Origin of the sequence: Bordetella genomosp. 11 (assembly GCF_002261215.1) — a bacterium.
GTDB lineage: Bacteria > Pseudomonadota > Gammaproteobacteria > Burkholderiales > Burkholderiaceae_B > Bordetella_C.
Genome location: NZ_NEVS01000004.1, coordinates 4153259 through 4173621 on the forward strand (window position 1 = coordinate 4153259; position 20363 = coordinate 4173621).

The 20363-nt window shown below is 65.3% G+C and carries 18 protein-coding genes; 3 read left to right on the forward strand and 15 right to left on the reverse strand.

The window, feature by feature from the left end:
* Nucleotides 1-3: 3 nt before the first annotated feature.
* The 4 genes from CAL28_RS26265 to CAL28_RS26280 form a co-directional block, all read right to left on the reverse strand.
* The gene (locus CAL28_RS26265) at nt 4-2154 is read right to left on the reverse strand and encodes a primosomal protein N' (protein WP_094844040.1); all 2151 of its coding nucleotides are present in this window, start codon (nt 2152-2154) and stop codon (nt 4-6) included.
* Nucleotides 2155-2503: 349 nt separating this feature from the next.
* Nucleotides 2504-3586, reverse strand: coding sequence for a uroporphyrinogen decarboxylase (hemE, locus tag CAL28_RS26270; RefSeq protein ID WP_094844041.1), 1083 nt, complete (start codon nt 3584-3586; stop codon nt 2504-2506).
* Nucleotides 3587-3635: 49 nt separating this feature from the next.
* Complete coding sequence (locus CAL28_RS30110; RefSeq protein ID WP_254926237.1) at nt 3636-4649, reverse strand: hypothetical protein; 1014 nt, start codon at nt 4647-4649, stop codon at nt 3636-3638.
* A gap of 113 nt (nt 4650-4762) precedes the next feature.
* Entirely contained in the window at nt 4763-5932 is a 1170-nt protein-coding gene (locus tag CAL28_RS26280) for a PepSY-associated TM helix domain-containing protein (protein ID WP_094844042.1), read from the reverse strand.
* 239 nt (nt 5933-6171) lie between these two features.
* Between CAL28_RS26280 and CAL28_RS26285 the strand changes: the two genes are divergently transcribed.
* Entirely contained in the window at nt 6172-6651 is a 480-nt protein-coding gene (locus tag CAL28_RS26285) for a carboxymuconolactone decarboxylase family protein (protein ID WP_094844043.1), read from the forward strand.
* A 305-nt stretch (nt 6652-6956) separates the two neighbouring features.
* Here CAL28_RS26285 and CAL28_RS26290 read toward each other — a convergent pair whose 3' ends face one another.
* The 11 genes from CAL28_RS26290 to CAL28_RS26340 all read right to left on the reverse strand — a co-directional run bounded on the left by CAL28_RS26290 (nt 6957) and on the right by CAL28_RS26340 (nt 17269).
* A complete protein-coding gene (locus CAL28_RS26290; protein WP_094844044.1) occupies nt 6957-7385 on the reverse strand; it encodes a F0F1 ATP synthase subunit epsilon in 429 nt (142 codons plus the stop codon).
* Between the two features lie 9 nt (nt 7386-7394).
* Complete coding sequence (atpD, locus tag CAL28_RS26295) at nt 7395-8795, reverse strand: F0F1 ATP synthase subunit beta (RefSeq protein WP_094844045.1); 1401 nt, start codon at nt 8793-8795, stop codon at nt 7395-7397.
* 75 nt (nt 8796-8870) lie between these two features.
* A complete protein-coding gene (gene atpG, locus CAL28_RS26300) occupies nt 8871-9770 on the reverse strand; it encodes a F0F1 ATP synthase subunit gamma (protein ID WP_094844046.1) in 900 nt (299 codons plus the stop codon).
* Nucleotides 9771-9874: 104 nt separating this feature from the next.
* On the reverse strand, nt 9875-11416 hold the full coding sequence (gene atpA / locus CAL28_RS26305; protein WP_094844047.1) for a F0F1 ATP synthase subunit alpha: 1542 nt from the start codon (nt 11414-11416) through the stop codon (nt 9875-9877).
* Between the two features lie 41 nt (nt 11417-11457).
* Entirely contained in the window at nt 11458-11997 is a 540-nt protein-coding gene (locus tag CAL28_RS26310) for a F0F1 ATP synthase subunit delta (protein WP_094844048.1), read from the reverse strand.
* 12 nt (nt 11998-12009) lie between these two features.
* Nucleotides 12010-12480, reverse strand: coding sequence for a F0F1 ATP synthase subunit B (locus CAL28_RS26315; protein WP_094844049.1), 471 nt, complete (start codon nt 12478-12480; stop codon nt 12010-12012).
* A 168-nt stretch (nt 12481-12648) separates the two neighbouring features.
* Nucleotides 12649-12891: a F0F1 ATP synthase subunit C gene (gene atpE, locus CAL28_RS26320; RefSeq protein WP_003815363.1), complete on the reverse strand. Its 243-nt coding sequence runs from the start codon at nt 12889-12891 to the stop codon at nt 12649-12651.
* Between the two features lie 109 nt (nt 12892-13000).
* The gene (gene atpB, locus CAL28_RS26325; RefSeq protein WP_094844050.1) at nt 13001-13882 is read right to left on the reverse strand and encodes a F0F1 ATP synthase subunit A; all 882 of its coding nucleotides are present in this window, start codon (nt 13880-13882) and stop codon (nt 13001-13003) included.
* Nucleotides 13883-13949: 67 nt separating this feature from the next.
* The gene (locus tag CAL28_RS26330) at nt 13950-14408 is read right to left on the reverse strand and encodes an ATP synthase subunit I (protein WP_254926238.1); all 459 of its coding nucleotides are present in this window, start codon (nt 14406-14408) and stop codon (nt 13950-13952) included.
* A gap of 343 nt (nt 14409-14751) precedes the next feature.
* On the reverse strand, nt 14752-16305 hold the full coding sequence (locus CAL28_RS26335; protein ID WP_094844052.1) for a DUF1254 domain-containing protein: 1554 nt from the start codon (nt 16303-16305) through the stop codon (nt 14752-14754).
* Nucleotides 16306-16492: 187 nt separating this feature from the next.
* Nucleotides 16493-17269, reverse strand: a complete 777-nt coding sequence (locus tag CAL28_RS26340; RefSeq protein WP_094844053.1) for an enoyl-CoA hydratase — start codon at nt 17267-17269, stop codon at nt 16493-16495.
* 113 nt (nt 17270-17382) lie between these two features.
* On the opposite strand from CAL28_RS26340, the gene CAL28_RS26345 reads away from it, so the two are divergent.
* Nucleotides 17383-19143 (forward strand): M61 family metallopeptidase, encoded by a 1761-nt coding sequence (locus CAL28_RS26345; protein ID WP_094844054.1) that lies wholly within the window; start codon nt 17383-17385, stop codon nt 19141-19143.
* An 84-nt stretch (nt 19144-19227) separates the two neighbouring features.
* The gene (mnmH, locus tag CAL28_RS26350; RefSeq protein ID WP_094844055.1) at nt 19228-20355 is read left to right on the forward strand and encodes a tRNA 2-selenouridine(34) synthase MnmH; all 1128 of its coding nucleotides are present in this window, start codon (nt 19228-19230) and stop codon (nt 20353-20355) included.
* Nucleotides 20356-20363: the final 8 nt, after the last annotated feature.

Below are 20363 nucleotides of genomic sequence, written 5' to 3' on the forward strand. Positions count from 1 at the left end.
GCGTCAGATTTCCAGGGGATCGACCTCTAGCTGCCAGCGCACGCGGGATGCGGCGGGCAGACCGTGCAGCATCGCGGACCACGTGCCGAGGAAAGCCTGCAGGGCGGGACGGCTGGCGCTTTCGACCAGCAGCTGCGCCCGTTCCATATTGGCCACCCGCACCACCCGCAGGGGAACCGGATCGTAGCGCGTTACGGCGTCCGCCGTCGGAAATCGATCGGCCATTCCCGCATCCGGAAGATCGCGGGCCTCCTGCAGGAATGCCAGCGCCTGGGCCAGTTCGCGCGCTTCCGCCGTCAACAGTGCCTGATGGGCGAATGGCGGCAGCCCCGTGCTTTCGCGTTCCGCCAGCGCGGGCCCGGCAAAACCGGCGTAATCGTGACGCACCAGCGCCTGGTAGACGGGCTGTTCGGGGTAGCCGGTCTGTATCAGTACCTCGCCGCCTTCCGTATGCCGGCCGGCGCGGCCGGCAACCTGCATCAGCTGGGCGAACAGCCGTTCCGGCGCGCGAAAGTCATGCGCGAACAGCATGGCGTCCGCATTGAGTACGCCGACCAGGCCCAGGCGGGCGAAGTCATGTCCCTTGGCCACCATCTGGGTGCCCACCAGGATATCCACTTCGCCGGCATGCACGCTGGCGAAAAGCGCCTGCGCGCTGCCTTTGCGGCGCGTGCTGTCCGCGTCGATGCGCAGGATGCGGGCTTGCGGAAACAGATCGGCCAGGTGTTCCTCCACACGCTGGGTGCCGCGCCCCATGGGCTGCAGATCCTGGTCGCCGCACTCGGGACAGGCGCGCGGCACACGCGCCTGATAGCCGCAGTGATGGCATTGCAGGACGTGCCCTCCCGGCCCCGCCCCCCGGTGCAGTACCGTGAAGGCGGTGCAGCGGGGACACTGGCTGACCCAGGCGCAGGATGCGCAATGCAGCACCGGCGCGTAGCCGCGGCGATTCAGGAACACCAGGGACTGTTCGCCGCGCTCCAGCCGCTTGCCGATCGCATCGACCAATTGCGGCGACATGCCTTGCTTCATGGGCAGGCGCCGCGTATCCACGAGCCGCACGGCCGGCAACTGGCTGGCCTTGGCGCGTGCCGCCAGCGTCAGGCGCAGGTAGCGGCCGCGCTCGGCCTGCTGCCAGGTTTCCAGGGATGGCGTCGCCGACCCCAGCAGCACGGGGATATCGCGGTCCCGCGCGCGCCATATGGCGAGGTCGCGCGCCGAATAGCGCAAGCCATCCTGCTGCTTGTAGGACGCATCATGTTCTTCATCGACGACGATCAGGCCCAGCTCCGGCAAGGGCGCGAAGATCGACATGCGGGTCCCCAGCAGTACCCGCGCCTCGCCGCGCTGGGCGCGCACCCAGGCCTGCAGGCGTTCGCCATCGGAAAGGCCGCTGTGCAGCACGGCCAGGCAGTCCGGTCCCGCCACGGCTTCCAGGCGGCTGCCCAGCACGGCCTGCAACTGCGGCGTCAGGTTGATTTCCGGCACCATCAGCAGCACCTGCCTGCCTTGCGCCAGGACATCCCGCGCCGCCCTCAGGTAGACCTCGGTCTTGCCGCTGCCGGTAACCCCATGCAGCAGGACCGGTTTGAAACCGCGCAGGCCGCGGATGGCTTGCACGGCGGTTTCCTGCTCCGGGTTCAGGACCGGTTCCACCGGCGCGACGCCGGTCTCGGCCGCCGCCTCGTCGCCGGCAGCCTCGGGCGCGCGGGCCGGCCCGCGGCGCTTCGCGTGCTTGGCATCCAGCCGCGCGACCGGCCCCGCCCCGGAACGCTTGCCTTCGTAGGCGGACGGTTTGCGCAGGGGGGGCGGCAGGGCCGGCAGCATGACCTCGCCAAGGGGCCGGTGGTAGTAGGCGGCCGCAAAGCGCGCCAGGCGCATCCAGTCAGGCGTGAAGGCAGGAAGGTCGTCCAGGACGCGCTCTATGGGCTTGATATGGACGGGGTCGATGGAGGGCGTCTCCAGCGTATCCGTAACAATACCTACCAGGCGGCGGCGGCCGAACGGGACGATCACCCTTACCCCGGGCGCGAGCGGGCTGGAGTGGCTGTAGTCGAACGGTCCCTGCAGCGGTACGTCCAGCGCCACCCGCACCCAGGCGCCGGCTTGCCCTGGCGCCGCGCGGGGGCAATCCTGCCCGGCTGTCTCAATCATTGCCATAGGCCAAAAGCATGGGTTCCCGCATCATTCTATTTAAAGTGAATTCTCGAAGTTCCCGCTAAGCGCCTGTACTGCCTGCGATAGAAAATGTGGCCGGAACGCCGCTGTGGATAACTTTGGGGAAAAGCCATGGCTTTTTGAATAGAGGTGCATGTACCACAACAGCGTCAAAGTGGGAAAGGAAATCTCCCAAGAGGTTTCTCTCGATAAATCAGGCACTTACATTCGGCACTCAAAAGGCACAGACTGCGATGCGCTGTCAAGGGCAAATATTCGCTGCTGTGCACAAGTCGGGAAAATCAGGCGCGGATCGCCTCTTTCCCCACCGAAGCAATCACTTACTTCATGGCAGAGCACCGTGGAACGCGCGGCTGTAGGTATGGACCTCGTCCACCAGCTCGGCTACGGCATCCGGCGGAGTAAATTGCGATATCCCATGCCCCAGATTGAACACGTGTCCGCCCTGCCCGACCTGGCCGAAATCGTCGATCACTCGCCTGGCTTGCGCGCGCACCACCGCGGCGCCGCCGAATAGCGACATGGGGTCCAGATTGCCTTGCAGCGCCACCGCGTCGGCCACGCGCCGGCGGGCCTGGGCCAGGTTTACCGTCCAGTCCACGCCCACCGCGTCCGCCCCACAGGCGGCGATTTGCTCCAGCCACATGCCGCCCCCCTTGGTGAAGACGATCGCCGGGACCGGCCGCCCGTCCCGTTCACGCGTCAGGCCGGCGACGACCTGCCGCGTATAGGCGAGCGAGTATTCCTGGAACAGGCCATCGGCCAGTACCCCGCCCCAGCTGTCGAACACCATCACGGCCTGGGCCCCGGCGGCGATCTGCGCATTCAGGTATTCGATGGTCGCCTGCGCGTTCACGCGCAGGATCCGATGCATCAGGTCGGGACGGCCGTAGGCCATGCCCTTGATGAGCCGATAGTCGTCGCTGCCCTTGCCTTCGACCATGTAACAGGCGATGGTCCAGGGACTTCCGGCAAAGCCGATCAGCGGCACACGCCCGCCGAGTTCGCGGCGGATCAGGCTGACGGCGTCGAATACATAGCGCAGGCGGTCCAGGTCCGGCACGGCCAGGGCCTGCACATCCGCCTCGGTACGCACCGGGCGCTCGAAGTACGGGCCTTCTCCGGCACGGAAGTCCAGGCCCAGGCCCATGGCGTGCGGCACCGTCAGGATGTCGGAAAACAGGATGGCCGCATCGAGCGGAAACCGCGCCAGCGGCTGCAGCGTGACTTCGGTGGCGTATTCCGGATTCTGCGCCAGGCCCAGGAAAGAACCGGCACGCGACCGTGTGGCGTTGTATTCGGGCAGATATCGCCCTGCTTGCCGCATGAGCCAGACAGGTGTGTAAGGCACGGGCTCGCGCAACAGGGCGCGCAGGAATACATCGTTTTGCAAGGCGACGGCTGACACGATTTTCCTTGAAAGATCCACGGCCTGGATTTTACCCGGCGGGACGCCGTCAACCCGCCGGCTCCTTGCACGACTGGCGCGGGCGGTACGGCGCGGCATCGATATGGTGCTTGCGCATCAGCGCCCAGAAGGCGCGGCGATGCTTGGCGGAAGCCCGGGCGGCACGCGCGACATTGCCGGCATGGCGCGACAACGCGGTGCGCACATAATCGCGTTCGAAGCTATCGACGACGCGCGACTTGGCGATGCGGAACGGTTCGTCGGGATGGACGCGCGGCGCGGCCTGGATGGCCAGCAAACTGCTGTCGATGGCCTCGCGCGGCAGGCGCGGCCGGCCTTCGCCTTGCGGCAATGCCATTCTGCCGGCCATGGGGGCGGCGGCGATGGCCCAGGCGGTGGCGCCGGCATCATGGCCGGCATAGCGCACGCCCGCTTCGCGCAGGGTTTTGCAGGAACGCATAGCCAAGCCGGCGGCTGGTGCCGGGGCAGCTCCGTGATCGGGATCCGCGGCGTCCGCCCGGGCATCGTATGGCGCGGCAAACGCGTCGCGAGGAGCGGTGTCGGCGGTGTCCGCGGCAGCCACGTCTGGCGCGGACGGTCCGGCGAGCGGCCGGCGGCCGCCCGCCACCCGGTCGACACGGACCCTCAGCTCCTCCGGGCATAAGGGGTCGCGCACGAAATCGCACATGCCCAGGGCCAGCAGGTCCTCTACCGCCGCCGCCTTCAGGCCCCGGGCCAGGCCGATCAGCGGGGTGCGCAGGCCTCCGCGCGCGCAGGACAGCGCCGTCCGGGTCCAGCCCAGCGTGTCGGGGGCCACGGGCAACAGGCAAGCGTCGAAGCGACGCAGGGACATCGCCAGCCGGGCAAGCGAGTGCGTGGCCGCCTGCGGCCCCGAGTACGCGGCGGCCACGCCGCCGGCGGCGACCAGCAGCGCGCCGTTATCCAGCGTCACCGCGTGCAGCCGCACGCGCGCCATATGCGCCGCGTGCCGCTCCATCCATTCGTTTATCCAGCCGGTATGTTCCGGCACCATGAGTACGCCGCAATCTAGCGTCTCGCGCATCGCTACTCCTCCGTATTGGTCGAAGCAGCAAGCCTAGATAGCGGTGCCGTGTCCGGCAATTCGCAAAGTCCACACTGCGGCTTGTACGTAAGGGAAAGCACGCAGGAACCGGCTCAGGCCTTGGCCTCCCGGGCCCATGCCTTATGCCGGGCTTCCAGTTCCGCGATACGGGCGGCCGCGGATTTGCGCCGCGCGATCCACAGGTACACGCCTGTGGCCAGCACGATGATCGTGATCACATCCAGCACCGCCCAGATGATCTTGAGCGGCATGCCGGCATAGTCGCCGAAGTGCAGCGGCCTCGATACCTCCAGCGCCCGCAGGTACCACGGCATCTCCAGCTGCGTGTCCACGGCGCCGGTGCGCGCGTCCACCAGGACGGGGCTGAACAGACGGGAAGTCAACGCGGTATCGCCGTTGAGCCAGACGAAATAGTGATACGGACTGCCGAAGGGATTGCCCGGAAACGTCACCACATTGACCTTCATCCCCGGCTGCGCCTTCTGGGCAGCGGCGTAGGCGGCATCGACGGAGCTGAGTTCCGCGGACTGCGGTGTGGATTTACCCTGGTACGGCGCCAGCAGCGTCTGCATCGCCGTGCCCTGCCAGTACTTGAACATCGGCGTCGACAACTCATTGATGACGCCCGTGAACCCCACCACGAACGCCCACGCCAGCGTGGCGACGCCCAGCAGGTTGTGCAGGTCCAGCCATTTGATGCGGGCCGAGCGCTCGGCCCGCACGCTGCCGAACGGGATCTTCTTCATATAGGGTCCGTACAGCACCACGCCGGACACCACGGCAATGCAGAACAACAGCCCCATGAAGCCCAGGAAGAGTTCGCCGGCCAGCCCGGCGAACATATCGACATGCAGGTGCAGCATGATCTCCATGAAGCCGTGGCCCTCCTGTTCGGCGGGTGGGAATCGCTTCAGCAGCTCGCCCGTATGCGCGTCGAAGCGCAAGCGGTGCGCGCGATCCTGGTTTCCCAGCTCCGGGTTCAGCCCGATCACCACTTGCGGATCGTCGTCATCGATGAAGACGAATTCGACGGCGTCATCCGGATATAGCCGTTTGCTTTCCGCCACCATGGCGTCCAGGCTCGCGCGCGGTGTCCCGGGCGCGGCCTCGGCATACGGCTTGGCATCGTCCAGCCAATGATCGATCTCGTGCGAGAAGATCAGCGGCAGCCCTGTCAGGCACAGCAGCAACAGGAACACCGTGCAAACCAGGCTGCTCCACTTGTGTATTTCAAACCAGGTCTTGAGGGACAGTTTCCCCATGCTGCCGAGCTCCAGGCCGCGTCCGCGATGTTAATAATAAGAATCTATCTCACTATTGTAGTCATTTGATGCCTTGTACGGAATGGTCCAGTCCCGGTGCATATTCTTGGTGCTTCACAGGGGGATTTTGTTGGACCATCATGGCATCAAGCCGGCAGTACCCCGCCGATCCCGGACCTCACCCCGCCCGCGCATCGACGGCAGTTCCTCGCCGATCCACCCTACGACAAGGAAGTGCCATGAGCCAACGCCTGAACTACTACAAAGCCAGCGCCGAAACCGCCAAGAAGTACATCGATTTCAGCCAGTCCCTGAAGAACCGCCCCGTCATCGCGGAACTCGGGCACCTCGTCACGCTGCGCGCGTCGCAGCTGAACGGCTGCGCCTTCTGCGTGGACATGCACGTCAAGGAAGGGAAAATCCACGGCGAACGCGAGCTGCGCCTGCACCACGTAGCCATCTGGTGGGAATCGCCCCTGTTCAACGAACGCGAAAAGGCGGCCCTGGCCTGGACCGAAATCGTCACGCATCTGCCTGCCCACGGCGTGCCTGACGAGGCATACGAAAGCGTGTGCGAGCACTTCAGCGAAGAGGAAGTCTCCGACCTGACATTCCTGATCGTCGGCATCAATGGCTGGAACCGCCTGAGCGTGGCATTCCGGCCGGTTCCCGGCTCGGCGGACGAGATGTTCGGCCTGGGCAAGGCCGGCCTGAAGTAAGCCGGCCGACGACCGCCAGGGAACACGCGCCGCGCGTCCGCCAGGGTGAACGTCTTTTCAAGCAGAGACCCACCAGGGTGGACGCTCTTTCAAGCGCTACCCGCCAGGTTGCACGCCCGTTCAAGCGGCGCCCCTTCAAGGTGGACGCCTCCACGCGAGATATAAAAAAAGCCAGGCAAAAGCCTGGCTTTTTTTTACGAAGAAACGTACCCGCATCCGGCAGAGGCCCATCGAGCGGCCATGCCGCCGTGCCGCTGGCCCGCGGACCGCGCGGTTGCGCGGGCTGCGGGAAACGGCATGTGGGCTTAGTTGCGGCGGCCCGAACTTGCCCGCAGGCGACGCGCGGCGGCGGCCTGCGCCGCCAGCATGGCCAGCTCGGCTTCCACCACGGCGATATCCGCCTTGTCCTTGGCATTGCGCAAGGCTTCTTCCGCCTTCTGACGCGCGGCCTCGGCCTTGGCTTCGTCCAGGTCGGAAGCGCGGATGGCCGTATCGGCCAGTACCGTCACGCTGCCGGGCTGGACTTCCAGAATCCCGCCGGCGACAAAGACGTTCTCTTCGCTATTGTCCTCGCGGACGATCTTCAACGTACCCGGGCGGATTCGCGAGATCAGCGGGGTGTGGCCGGGCAGGATGCCCAGTTCGCCCGCTTCGCCAGGCAGGACCACGAACTTCGCCTCACCGGTGAAGATCGCGGCTTCCGCGCTGACCACGTCGACATGCAGGGTAGCCATACCGAATCCTTATTGCAGTTTCTTGGCCTTCTCGAAGGCCTCGTCAATGGTGCCGACCATATAGAAGGCCTGCTCCGGCAGGGTGTCGCACTCGCCGTCCACGATCATCTTGAAGCCACGGATGGTTTCGGCCAGCGGCACGTACTTGCCCGGCGAACCCGTGAACACTTCGGCCACGTGGAACGGCTGCGACAGGAAACGCTGGATCTTACGGGCACGCGCCACGGCCAGCTTGTCTTCGGGCGACAGTTCGTCCATGCCCAGAATCGCGATGATGTCGCGCAGTTCCTTGTAGCGCTGCAGCGTCTGCTGCACGCCACGCGCAACGGCGTAGTGCTCTTCGCCCACCACCTGGGGATCCAGCTGGCGGCTGGTGGAATCCAGCGGGTCGACGGCGGGATAGATACCCAGCGCGGCGATGTCACGCGACAGCACGACGGTGGAGTCCAAGTGCTGGAAGGTCGTGGCGGGCGACGGATCGGTCAAGTCATCCGCCGGCACGTAGACGGCCTGGATGGAGGTGATCGAGCCGGTCTTCGTCGAGGTGATGCGCTCCTGCAGCTTGCCCATTTCCTCGGCCAGCGTCGGCTGGTAACCCACCGCGGACGGCATACGGCCCAGCAGTGCCGACACTTCGGTACCGGCGAGCGTGTAGCGGTAGATGTTGTCGACGAAGAACAGGATATCGCGGCCTTCGTCGCGGAACTTCTCGGCCATGGTCAGGCCGGTCAGCGCCACGCGCAGACGGTTGCCCGGGGGTTCGTTCATCTGGCCGAACACCATCGCGACCTTGTCCAGAACGTTCGACTCTTCCATTTCATGGTAGAAGTCGTTGCCTTCGCGGGTACGCTCGCCCACGCCGGCGAACACCGACAGGCCGCTGTGCTGCTTGGCGATGTTGTTGATGAGTTCCATCATGTTGACGGTCTTGCCCACGCCGGCGCCGCCGAACAGGCCCACCTTGCCGCCCTTCGCGAACGGGCAGACCAGGTCGATAACCTTGATGCCGGTTTCCAGCAGCTCCACGGAAGGCGACAGTTCGTCGAACCTGGGGGCGTTCTGGTGGATGCCGCGCTTTTCCTCGTGCTGGATGGGCCCGGCTTCGTCGATCGGGCGGCCCAGCACGTCCATGATGCGGCCCAGGGTGCCGGTACCGACGGGCACCGAGATCGGCGCGCCGGTGGCGGCGACGTTCATGCCACGGCGCAGGCCGTCGCTGGAACCCAGCGCGATCGTGCGCACAACGCCGTCGCCCAGCTGCTGCTGGACTTCGAAGGTCAGGCCTTTCTCGGCGAAGGAGTTGCCTTCTTCGGCCAGGGAAAGCGCTTCATAGATCTTGGGCATTTGATCGCGGGGGAACTGAATATCCACCACGGCGCCGATGCACTGAACGATGGTTCCGTTGCTCATGTCGATTCCTTTGATAACTCTATGTCCTGTCAGGATGCTGCGTCCGTGGACGCCGGTGACAATGTCTACCCGGCGTCAAACGGCGGCGGCGCCCCCCACGATTTCCGAAATTTCCTTGGTGATCGCGGCCTGGCGGGTCTTGTTGTAGACCAGTTGCAGATCGCCGATCACTTTCTTGGCGTTGTCCGAGGCGGCCTTCATGGCCACCATGCGCGCGGATTGTTCCGAGGCCATGTTTTCCGCGACCGCCTGGAACATCACGCCTTCGACATAACGTTGCAGCAGATCGTCGATGACCGAGCGGGCATCGGGCTCGTAGATGTAGTCCCAGCTGTACTCGGTCTTCAGCGCCGCGATGGCGTCGCCCGCGTGGAAAGGGTCTTCCAGGTCGCCGCTGGGCAGCGGCAGCAGGCGCAGGAACACGGGCTCCTGCTTCATGGTGTTCACGAAGCGGGTGGTCGCGACATACAGCTCGTCGATGCGGCCATCCAGGTACGCGTCCAGCTGCACCTTGATGGCGCCCAGCAGGCGATCCAGGTGCGGCTGGTCGCCCAGGCCGACTTCCTGCGATACCAGGTTTGCGCTGATACGGGTCAGCAGGCCCACGCCCTTGTTACCGAGCGCGGTGAACTGCACCTTCACGCCGCGTTCCTGGAATTCCTTCAGCTTGGACAGGGTGACACGCGACACGTTGGTGTTCAGGCCGCCGCACAGGCCCTTGTCGGTGGTCACCAGCACCACGCCCACCGCCTTGACCTCGTCGCGCTCGATCTGGAAGGGATGGCTGTATTCCGGATTGGCCTGCATCAGGTGCGACGCGATGGCGCGCACCTTGGTGGCGTACGGACGGCCGGCGCGCATCCGTTCCTGCGCCTTGCGCATCTTGGACGCGGCGACCATTTCCATCGCCTTGGTGATCTTGCGCGTGTTCTGCACGCTCTTGATCTTGGTACGGATTTCCTTGATTCCGGGCATTGCGCTTTCCTGGTGAGACGGTCGGCGGCGGGGCGATCACCCCATCCGCCTGCAGGCCGGGCGCGCCGCATGGCGCCCGCCGACCTCATCACAGTCAAAATGTCTTAAAAAGCACCGTGCTTCTTGAACTCCTGGATTTCCGCAGCCAGCACGGCTTCATCATCCTTGGAGAGTTCCTTCGTATCCTCGATGCGCTGGATCAAATCGGCATGCTTGGACTTCAGGTGGTCCTTCAGCGCCTTTTCGAAAGCCAGCACTTGCGTCACGCCGACATCGTCCAGGTAGCCGTTGTTGACCGCGTACAGGCTGACGGCCAGTTCCCAGACCTGCAGCGGCTGGTACTGCGGCTGCTTCAGCAGCTCGACCACGCGCTTGCCGCGCTCCAGCTGGCGACGGGTGGCGTCGTCCAGATCGGAGGCGAACTGCGCGAACGCGGCCAGTTCACGGTACTGCGCCAGGTCGGTACGGATACCGCCGGACAGCTTCTTGATGACCTTGGTCTGCGCGGCGCCACCGACCCGCGACACCGAGATACCGGCGTTGATGGCGGGACGCACGCCGGCGTTGAACAGGTCGGTTTCCAGGAAGATCTGGCCGTCCGTGATGGAAATCACGTTGGTCGGAACGAACGCCGAGACGTCGCCGGCCTGCGTTTCGATGATCGGCAGCGCGGTCAGCGAACCGGTCTTGCCCTTGACGGCACCGTTCGTGAATTTTTCCACGTACTCTTCATTGACGCGGGCGGCACGTTCCAGCAGGCGGGAGTGCAGGTAGAACACGTCGCCAGGATAGGCTTCGCGGCCCGGCGGACGGCGCAGCAGCAGCGAAACCTGGCGATACGCCCAGGCCTGCTTGGTCAGATCGTCATAGATGATCAGGGCGTCTTCGCCGCGATCGCGGAAGTATTCGCCCATCGTGCAGCCGGCATAAGGGGCCAGGTACTGCATGGCCGCGGAATCCGACGCCGACGCCGCGACGACGATGGTGTATTCCATCGCGCCGTGCTCTTCCAGCTTGCGCACCACGTTGTTGATCGTCGACGCCTTCTGGCCGATGGCGACGTAGACGCACGTCATGCCCTTGCCCTTCTGGCTGATGATGGTGTCCACCGCGACCGCGGTCTTGCCGGTCTGGCGGTCGCCGATGATCAGCTCGCGCTGGCCACGGCCGATGGGCACCATGGAATCGATCGCCTTGATACCGGTCTGCACGGGCTGCGACACGGAACGACGCGCGATCACGCCCGGCGCGACCTTTTCGATCACGTCGGTTTCCTTGGTGTTGATCGGGCCACGGCCGTCGATGGGCTCGCCCAGCGTGTTGACCACGCGGCCCTTCAGTTCCGGACCGACCGGCACTTCCAGAATACGGCCGGTCGTCTTGACCTGGTCGCCTTCCGACACGCCGGTGTAGTCGCCCAGAATCACGGCGCCGACGGAGTCGCGCTCGAGGTTCAGGGCCAGGCCGAAGGTGTTGTTGGGAAATTCGAGCATTTCGCCCTGCATCACGTCCGACAGGCCGTGGATGCGGGTAATACCGTCAGTCACGGAAACGACCGTGCCCTGGGTACGAATATCGGTCGAAGCGCCCAGGCCCTCGATGCGGCTCTTGAGCAGTTCGCTGATCTCGGAGGGATTGAGTTGCATGTTCAGACTCCTGGAATCCTGTTAGTCGCCTGGCTATGGGCTTATGCCGCCAGCGTGTCGCGCATGCGGGCCAATTGGGCTTGCACGGATGTATCGAGTACCTGGTCCCCGACGGCCACGCGGACGCCTCCGATCAGGGAGGAATCGACGGTTACATGGGGCTTGAGCTTGAGGCCGAACTTCAGTTCCAGGGCGCTCAACAAGTCCTTGACCTGTTCGGGGGTCATCTCGAACGCACTGGTAATGTTGGCCTGCGCCGTGCCTTCGTTGCGATTCTTCAGCGCCGCGAATTGCTCGGCGATCTCGGGCAGCAGCAGCAAACGGCCGTTCTCGACCAGCAGGTCGATGAAATTGCGGGCGAATTGCGGTACTTCGCCTTGCAGCAGGCCCGCGAAGGCCTGCGCGCGTTCGGCGTCCCCCAGGCGGGGGTCGGACATGGCCTCACGGACGTCCGCATTGGCGGCGACCTGGGCCATTTGATCCACCAGGCCGGCCCAGAGGTCCAGCCCGGCCTTGTCGTCGCGCGCGGCGGCGAACAAGGCTTCGGCATAAGGCCGGGCGACAGTCGATAGTTCAGCCATGACGTTTCCGGATTAAAGCTGCGCCTTGAGCTGAGCCAGCAGCTCGGCATGGGCGCGGGCGTCGATCTCGCGGCGCAGGATCTGCTCCGCGCCCTTGACGGCCAGCGCGGCGACTTCGTCGCGCAGGCTGTCGCGCGCGCGCTGCACTACCAGCTCGGCGTCCTGCTGGGCTTGCGCCACGATGCGGGCACGTTCGGCTTCCGCGTCACGGCGAGCCTGGTCGAGCAGCTGATTCGCCTGCTTTTCGGCTTCCACCATGCGGGCGTGGTTTTCGGACTTGGCAGAAGCCTCGATCAGACTGATGCGCGCCTGCGCCTGGGCGAGGTCAGCCTTGCCCTTTTCAGCCGCGGCCAGGCCGTCGGCGATTTTCTGGCGGCGCTCATCCATCGCCTTCGTCAGGGGCGGCCACACGAATTTCATCGTGAACCAGCCCAGAACGAAGAACACGAGCATCTGGAAAAAGATCGTCGCGTTCAGATTCACGGTCGTTTCCCTTTAACACCTTAAGGCTCCGGCGTTTCCTTGGAAACGCCGTCGAGCACTCGATACTTGCCGGTGGCAAGGCACCTATATGGACCACATCGGGCTACATATTAGGGCCAGGCGTCACCGGCTTCTTCGACCCACCGGCGTGCCGATGGGCATGCGCCATTAACCGACGAACGGGTTGGCGAACGCGAACAGCATCGCGATACCGACGCCGATCAGGAACGCGGCGTCGATCAGGCCAGCCAGCAGGAACATCTTGGTTTGCAGGGCGTTCATCAGTTCAGGCTGACGAGCCGAAGCTTCCAGGTATTTGCCCCCCATCAGCGCGATACCGATGCAAGCGCCGATAGCGCCCAGACCGATGATGAGACCGCAGGCGAGAGCAACGAAAGCTACGTTGGTCATGACAACTCCTTGTTGAGAAATCTGAATGTCAAGAGATTGGAAGTGGTACAGCGCAATGCAAGAAGATCTTGCGTCCCGGCGCGGGCCGGAACCCGCGCCGAAAAAACGGTCAATGTCCTTCGTGGGCCTGGCCGATGTAGACCAGCGTCAGCATCATGAAGATAAAGCCCTGAAGCAGCACGATAAGGATGTGGAAAATCGCCCAGATCGAACCGGCCAGCAGTTGCCCGATGCCCAGGCCGATGCTGGTGCCGTTGAAGCCCGTCCAGGCCCCCCCCAGCAGCGCGATCAGCATGAAGATCAGTTCGCCGGCGAACATGTTGCCGAACAACCGCATGCCCAGCGACACGGATTTCGCCGCGTATTCGATGATGTTGAGCAGCAGATTGAAGGGGAACAGCAGCAGGGCCCAGATGCCGTGCGCGTGGAAAGGCGCGCCGACCAATTCCTTGAGGAAGCCGCCCGGGCGCTTGATCTTCAGCCCGTAATAGAACATCAGCAGCAACACGCCCAGCGACATGCCCATGGGCACGTTCAGATCGGCCGTGGGCAGAATCCGGTGGTAGTACAGCGGGTCGCCGTGATGCGCGCCCAGGCCGGTCCAGCGCAGGATGGTGGCCAGCAGGTCCACCGGCACCAGGTCCAGCGCGTTCATCAGGACGATCCACAGGAACACCGTCAGCGCCAGCGGCGAGACGAAGCGGCGGGAAATCTCGCTGGGGACGATGGACTTGGCCTGCTCTTCGACCATGTCGACGAGCGATTCGACGAACATCTGGAAGCGGCCCGGCACGCCGGTGGTGGCCCGGCGGGCGGCGCGCCACAGGAAGAACACCACGACCAGCCCCATCAGGAGGGACCAGAACAGCGAGTCGTAATTGATGACACCAAAATTGGCGATCGCGGTCTGTTTCTCGCCAATATTGTTGAAGTGCACCAGGTGGTGCTGAATATATTCGGACTGGGGCGACACGTCGCTGGCAGCAGCCATTTATTTCCTATCCTGTTTGCTGTCGCTGGCGCGTCACGCCAGCCATTTTGAACGATTAGAAGCGTCGCTATGACAACTTGCCGGACATCAAGAGCAGCACATACCCCTTGAGCGTGCAGATCAGGCCGATCAACATGGCCGGCCACACTATCCTGTCACCCCCAAGACGCACCGCCAGCCACAACAGCAGAACCGTCGCGACCAGCTTGAATGCTTCGCCCAGGAAGAACGTGAACGGATTGACTTGGCCCGGCCGGTGCGTGTCCAGCAGCAACCGCAGTGCAAACAGAGTGTTTGGCACCAGATATGCTCCCGCCCCCACCAGCGCCGACAAACCCGCCGCCGTTCCCGCCACCACCCACGCGATCACCGTCGCCAGTACCGCCATGACACATTGCGCCACGACAGCCCTTGCCAGTCCTCGACTTGTTCTTGCGCGCAACGCGGCCTTCTGTTCCGCGCTGAGCACCAGCCTGGTCTCCCCGTCCGGTGGCAAGCCATTGGAATCATTGATTAATTCCGTCAACCCCGCCTCTCTCCCGGCACACCGGATCCCAACCCGTACCAATCCGAATCCTGGATCCAGCCCTGGTCCAGTCCGAATCCGGCACCGGATTCCCACTAGCCTCGAACCCACTCGTCGACCCTGCCCGCCGAACCCGGCCTGAAGACCGGTGCCCGGACGACGCGATCACGCTGTTATCCCGCAAGCGTCAAACTATTGGAGTATAGCTGTAATCGGGCGCACCCCGCAAATCGCCCACCCTGACAAGTCGCTGAGCGCACGAAAAAAAAGAGGCGGTCATCCGCCCCTTTTTTGTCCCACCCGACCGGAGGCCCCGCAGGGCCTCCGCTCCCCCCTGGCGTCTTCAGTCCTCGTGCACCGGCGGCGGCGCCCACTGCCGGTCCAGCGCGATATCGCGCGGCCAATACAGCCGCATGTTCAGCATGAACGGGCCGGAATCGGGAGCCGGCAGCCAGTTGGCCTGACGCTCGCGGCTCGGCGCGCGATGCTGGATGTAGATATCCAGCGAACCGTCGGCGTTGTAGCGGAGGTTATCCGTACTGCGTATCGCGTAGCGACGGGCCGGGTTGTCGACGAAGGTCTGGTCCGGGCCATACAGGTTCAGCGACCAGAAGGCATTGACGGGCGGCAACTGCCCTTTGTCGAAGTGGAGCACGTAGTCCTCGTCGCCGGACAGGCGGTCGCCGTCGGAATCGATCAGCGTGACTGGGTACATGATGTCTTCCGGCAGCCCGGCGCCCAGGCCCGCGTACGCCACGGCGGCGCGGCGCAGGTAATTGGTGCCGTAGGTGCCGATTCCACCGGACACGGTATTCCAGCCGTTCATGCCGGAGCCCAAGTGGGAAACGTAATCCGCGATGCGGCGCCCCGCTTCCGGCCCCGCCTGGGTCAGGGCCTGTTGCACCGCCGGATCCAGCTGGGAGAACGCCGGCGACGGCGTGGTGCCCAGGCCGATGCGGCGCAGGCGATCCAGCATGGGGTAGTCATTGGCGTGCGGCGGATTGCTGCGCAGGGCGTCGGCGAACAGCCCGAAGAACGTCGCCGCGTCCATGCCGGCGATCTGCTCCACCGGCGGCACGGCGCTGGGCGCGACCTGGGTGGTGGGCGCATAGGCAGCCGGCGCGGGCGGCATCGGGGCCACAGGGCGCGCGGCCTGGCTGCCGGGATACATGGGCGTCAACGAGCCCGGCGACGCCGGCCGGCCCGGCACGGGCGGCGGGGCGACATAGGGCGTGGCGGCGATATTGGCCTGCCACTGGTTTACGGCGGGATAGTCCTGCTGCCCGCCCGTCTGGACGTGGCCCACCACCCAGCCCATCGAGGTGGGGCTGCGCACCACGTCGAGGCCCGGCGGCAGCGTGCCGTTCCAATACGGCCCGACGATCGCGAACGCCTGCGGGCCCTTGCCGTTGGTGCGGGTGCCGCGCGACGCGAAGACGTCGGTCCACATGTCCAGCAGGGATAGCACATAGAACCGGTCGCCGGCGTCGGGGACGCGGACGATCAGCGGTCCATTGCTAACGTCGTACCACATGCTGGAATACAGCGTGTCGGTGTTCGGCCAGCGCGAGTTGGGCGTGCTGGCGTCCGGGAAGGCCGTCTTGTGCCCGAACTGGTTCATGGGCGCCTTGCCATCCAGCGGCGAGGACACGTTGGTGGTGTTGCGCCGGGTCAATTCCATCAATACCAGGGGATAGGCATAGATGTAGGCATCGACGGCCGTCTGGTGCAGCTCTTGCGCGCTCATGGGCGCGAGCGGCACGGACATGGCGGCCGGCGCCGGCGAGACCATGCGCAGCGTAGGCTGGGGAGATTGCGCGGCGGCGATGCCGCTGACGCCGAAAACGCACGCCAGCGCGGCCAGACGCCATTTACCGGATTGGGGGGCAGTTCGCATGGAGGGGCTCCTTTGTTGTTGCCGGGCGGCCCCCATCAGCAACCGGCGCGCCTGCTCATCAGACACCGGCGTCCGGGGGCCGCCCTCGTTCGTTGGAACTCCCAAGCATAGGGGGCCGCCTTGAAACATCCTCTACAAGAGCGTATCAAGACGCTACGAGCGCTGCGCCGGCCCCGCGGCGCGCCCCCTAGCGATGGTGGAAATTGGGCTTGCGCTTCTCCACGAAGGCGGCCATGCCTTCTTTCTGGTCCGGGGTGCCGAACAGGGAATGAAAGGAGCGCCGCTCGAACAACATGCCTTCGTTCAGCGGCGATTCGTAGGCCCGGTTCACGCATTCCTTGGCCATCATGGCGGCGGCCAGCGGCATGGCCGCGATCACCGTACCGATCTCGATCGCTTCCTCCAACAACTTGTCCGCCGCCACCACACGCGAGACCAGGCCCGCGCGCTCGGCTTCCTCCGCGCCCATCATGCGGCCGGTCAATACCAGGTCCATGGCCTTGGCCTTGCCCACCGCGCGCGGCAGGCGTTGCGTGCCGCCGGCGCCCGGAATGACCCCCAGCTTGATCTCCGGCTGCCCGAACTTGGCCGTCTCGGCGGCGATCAGGATGTCGCACATCATGGCCAGCTCGCAGCCTCCGCCCAGGGCATAGCCGGCCACCGCGGCGATCACCGGCTTGCGGATGCGCTTCAAGGTTTCCCAGTTGCGCGTGATGTAGTCGGTTCCATACACGTCCATGTACGTCCAATCCTTCATCGCGCCGATATCGGCGCCCGCCGCGAACGCCTTTTCGCTACCCGTGATAACGATGGCGCCAACAGTGGCGTCCTGTTCCAGCGCCAACAGGGCCTGTCCCAGTTCGTCCATCAGGGTGTCGTTCAAGGCATTCAGGGCGTTGGGCCGGTTCAACGTCAACAAACCGACGCGGCCGCGCGTCTCCATCAGAACCAGCGATTCACTCATGGATGTCTCCTGTGATCAAAAAAAAGCGTGGGGTGAGTCCGCGGTGCCGGCAAGACGCCTCGCAACGCCCCCAGCCATTAGAATGCGCCCATTGATGACGCACTATCGCACCAATGGCCCCGCATCCGCTAATTTACCGCCTGCAACCCCATGACCCGGCGGGTCATCGCTTCCGCATCGTTCTTACGATCGATTCGCCCGACCCCGCCGGGCAGTCGCTGAGGCTGCCCGCCTGGATTCCCGGCAGCTATCTGATCCGCGATTTTTCGCGGCAGGTGGAAACGCTGAAGGCGCACGCCGGCGGGCGCGCGGTAGCCGTGACAAAGACGGACAACCATACCTGGAAGACGGCGCCGGCCGACGGGCCGCTGACGGTCGAATATACGGTCTACGCCTGGGACCTGTCGGTGCGGGGCGCGCACCTGGACGAAAGCCACGCATTCTTCAACGGCACCAGCGTCTTCCTGTGCGTGGAGGGACAGGCCCATCAGCCTTGCCTGGTAGAGCTGCAACCGCCCCCGGGCATCGAGGGCTGGAAGGTCTATACCAGCCTGCCGGAGGCGCGCGGCGTCAAGGGCGCCGCGCGCCGTCATGGCTTCGGCCTGTACCAGGCGCCGGACTACGATGCCCTGATCGACCATCCGGTCGAAATGGGCACGCCCCAGGTCGCGCGCTTCTCCGCCCACGGTGCCGAGCACGAGCTGGTCTTCACGGGCAGCATCCCGCGCCTGGACCTGGCCCGCATCGCGCGCGACGTCCAGCGCATCTGCGAAACCCAGATTGCCTTCTTCGAACCGCAATCGCGCCGCGCGCCCTTCCTGGACAGCAGCGATCGCTATGTGTTCATGACGATGGTGACGGGGGACGGCTACGGCGGCCTGGAACATCGCGCTTCCACCGCATTGATGGCCGCGCGCAAGGATTTGCCGGTAAAGGGCCAGACCGGCCAGGGCGAAGGCTATCGTGGTTTTCTCGGCCTGGTCAGCCACGAATATTTCCATACCTGGAACGTCAAGCGGATCAAGCCCGCCGCCTTCGCGCCCTACGACCTGGAACGGCCCGCGTTGACCCGCCTGCTGTGGGTGTTCGAGGGATTCACCTCCTATTACGACGACCTGTTCCTGTTGCGCGCCGGCACCATCACCCGTGCGGACTACCTGCGCCTGCTGGGCAAGACCATCACGTCCGTGGCCCGCACCCCGGGCCGGACCAAGCAATCGGTGGCGGAGAGCTCCTTCGACGCCTGGACGCGCTATTACAAGCAGGACGAGAATTCCCCCAACGCCATCGTCAGCTACTACACCAAGGGCGCGCTGGTCGCCCTGGGGCTGGACCTGACCTTGCGGCGCAAAAGCGGGGGACGGCACTCGCTGGACGACGTCATGCGCTTGCTGTGGCGCCGGTATGGCCGCGACTTCTATCGCGGCACGCCCCACGGCATCCCGGAAGACGCCCTCCCGGCGCTGGTGCGCGAGGCAACGGGCGTGGACGTGCGGGCTTTCATTGCCCGCTACGCCGAGGGCCGCGCCGACCCGCCGCTGGCCGAACTGCTGGCCGACCACGGGATCACCCTGCAATGGAAGGCCGCCTCCAACCTGCCCACGCTGGATGCGCGCACCCGCAAGCAGGGCGATAGCGTGGCGCTGGCCACGGTGCTGGAAGGCGGCGCCGCGCACAAGGCGGGCCTGTCGGCCGGCGACGTACTGGTGGCCATCGACGGCCTGCGGGTCGATGCCCCCGCGGGGCTGGAATTGCTGCTGGCGCAATATCGTCCGGGCGACACCGTGACGGTACACGTCTTCCGCCGCGACGAGCTGCGGGCATTCCGTGTGCGGCTGACCGCGCAGCAGCCGCTGGATTGCGTCCTTGCCTGAGCCCTCGGGCCGCAGCCATCGTCCTGACCGCATCCGCAACCTTTCCTTCGTATCCGGCCCATCCCGCCGCCCAGGTTCACCATCATGCCAGCCCCAGCCGTCCGCCCGGACGCCCGATCATTTCGCGAATTGTTCCTGTCCGGCGTACCGCTGCTGGATGTACGCGCCCCGGTGGAGTTCGACCGGGGCGCCTTTCCCACGGCGGTCAACATCCCGCTGATGAACGACCAGGAACGGGAACAGGTGGGGCTGCGCTACAAAGAGGAAGGACAGCAGGCCGCCATCGCGCTCGGCACCCGGCTGGTGTCCGGCGATATCAAGCGCGGCCGGATCCAGGCCTGGGCGGATTTCGCCCGGGCGAACCCGCAGGGCTATCTGTATTGCTTCCGTGGCGGTCTGCGTTCGCAGATCACGCAGCAATGGCTGAAAGAGGAAGCCGGTATCGACTACCCGCGCGTGGCCGGCGGCTACAAAGCCATGCGCACCTACCTGGCGGACGCCATACGCGCCGCGGCGGCACTGCCCGGCCACCTGATACTGGGCGGCCTGACGGGCAGCGGCAAGACGGACGTGCTGCGGGACGTCGACAATGCGGTGGACCTGGAGCGCCATGCCAATCATCGCGGCTCGGGCTTCGGCAAGCGCGTCACGCCACAACCGTCGCAGATCGATTTCGAGCATCGCGTGGCGATCGACCTGCTGCACAAGCAGGCGCGCGGCTGGCAGACGGTGGTGCTGGAAGACGAAAGCCGGCTGATCGGTGTCAACGCCCTGCCCCTGGAATTGCTGCAGACCATCCAGACCGCGCCCCTGGTCTGGCTGGACGCCGGCCTGGATGAGCGCATCGAACGCATCCTGCGGGAATACGTGGTCGACCTGCGCGCGGAGTTTGCCGCACGCCACGCGGACGCGGGCGATGTCCTGTTCGCGCAGCGCCTGCAGGATAGCCTGACGGCGATTTCCCGCCGTCTCGGCGGCGAACGCTACGCGCGGCTGATGACGCTGATGCGCGCCGCCCTGGCGCGCCAGCTGGAAACCGGCGACTGCGACGCCCATCGCGCGTGGATCCGCGTGCTGCTGGCCGAATACTACGATCCCATGTACGCGCGCCATCAGCAGGAAAAAGCAGGGCGCATCGTGTTTCGCGGCGACGCCGGCGCGGTGGCGAATTACCTGCGCGAGCAGGCCGCCCGCAACCGGATCGGCTCGTAGCCGCCAGC

Excerpts from the sequence above, each read along its gene's own strand:
- atpB (WP_094844050.1), bottom strand. The coding sequence starts at position 13,882 with ATGGCTGCTGCCAGCGACGTGTCGCCCCAGTCCGAATATATTCAGCAC.
- CAL28_RS26335 (WP_094844052.1), bottom strand. The coding sequence starts at position 16,305 with ATGCGAACTGCCCCCCAATCCGGTAAATGGCGTCTGGCCGCGCTGGCG.
- CAL28_RS26340 (WP_094844053.1), bottom strand. The coding sequence starts at position 17,269 with ATGAGTGAATCGCTGGTTCTGATGGAGACGCGCGGCCGCGTCGGTTTG.
- CAL28_RS26290 (WP_094844044.1), bottom strand. The coding sequence starts at position 7,385 with ATGGCTACCCTGCATGTCGACGTGGTCAGCGCGGAAGCCGCGATCTTC.
- CAL28_RS26310 (WP_094844048.1), bottom strand. The coding sequence starts at position 11,997 with ATGGCTGAACTATCGACTGTCGCCCGGCCTTATGCCGAAGCCTTGTTC.
- mnmH (WP_094844055.1), top strand. The coding sequence starts at position 19,228 with ATGCCAGCCCCAGCCGTCCGCCCGGACGCCCGATCATTTCGCGAATTG.
- atpG (WP_094844046.1), bottom strand. The coding sequence starts at position 9,770 with ATGCCCGGAATCAAGGAAATCCGTACCAAGATCAAGAGCGTGCAGAAC.
- CAL28_RS26265 (WP_094844040.1), bottom strand. The coding sequence starts at position 2,154 with ATGATTGAGACAGCCGGGCAGGATTGCCCCCGCGCGGCGCCAGGGCAA.
- CAL28_RS30110 (WP_254926237.1), bottom strand. The coding sequence starts at position 4,649 with ATGCGCGAGACGCTAGATTGCGGCGTACTCATGGTGCCGGAACATACC.
- atpD (WP_094844045.1), bottom strand. The coding sequence starts at position 8,795 with ATGAGCAACGGAACCATCGTTCAGTGCATCGGCGCCGTGGTGGATATT.
- atpA (WP_094844047.1), bottom strand. The coding sequence starts at position 11,416 with ATGCAACTCAATCCCTCCGAGATCAGCGAACTGCTCAAGAGCCGCATC.
- CAL28_RS26345 (WP_094844054.1), top strand. The coding sequence starts at position 17,383 with ATGGCCCCGCATCCGCTAATTTACCGCCTGCAACCCCATGACCCGGCG.
- CAL28_RS26285 (WP_094844043.1), top strand. The coding sequence starts at position 6,172 with ATGAGCCAACGCCTGAACTACTACAAAGCCAGCGCCGAAACCGCCAAG.
- CAL28_RS26280 (WP_094844042.1), bottom strand. The coding sequence starts at position 5,932 with ATGGGGAAACTGTCCCTCAAGACCTGGTTTGAAATACACAAGTGGAGC.
- atpE (WP_003815363.1), bottom strand. The coding sequence starts at position 12,891 with ATGACCAACGTAGCTTTCGTTGCTCTCGCCTGCGGTCTCATCATCGGT.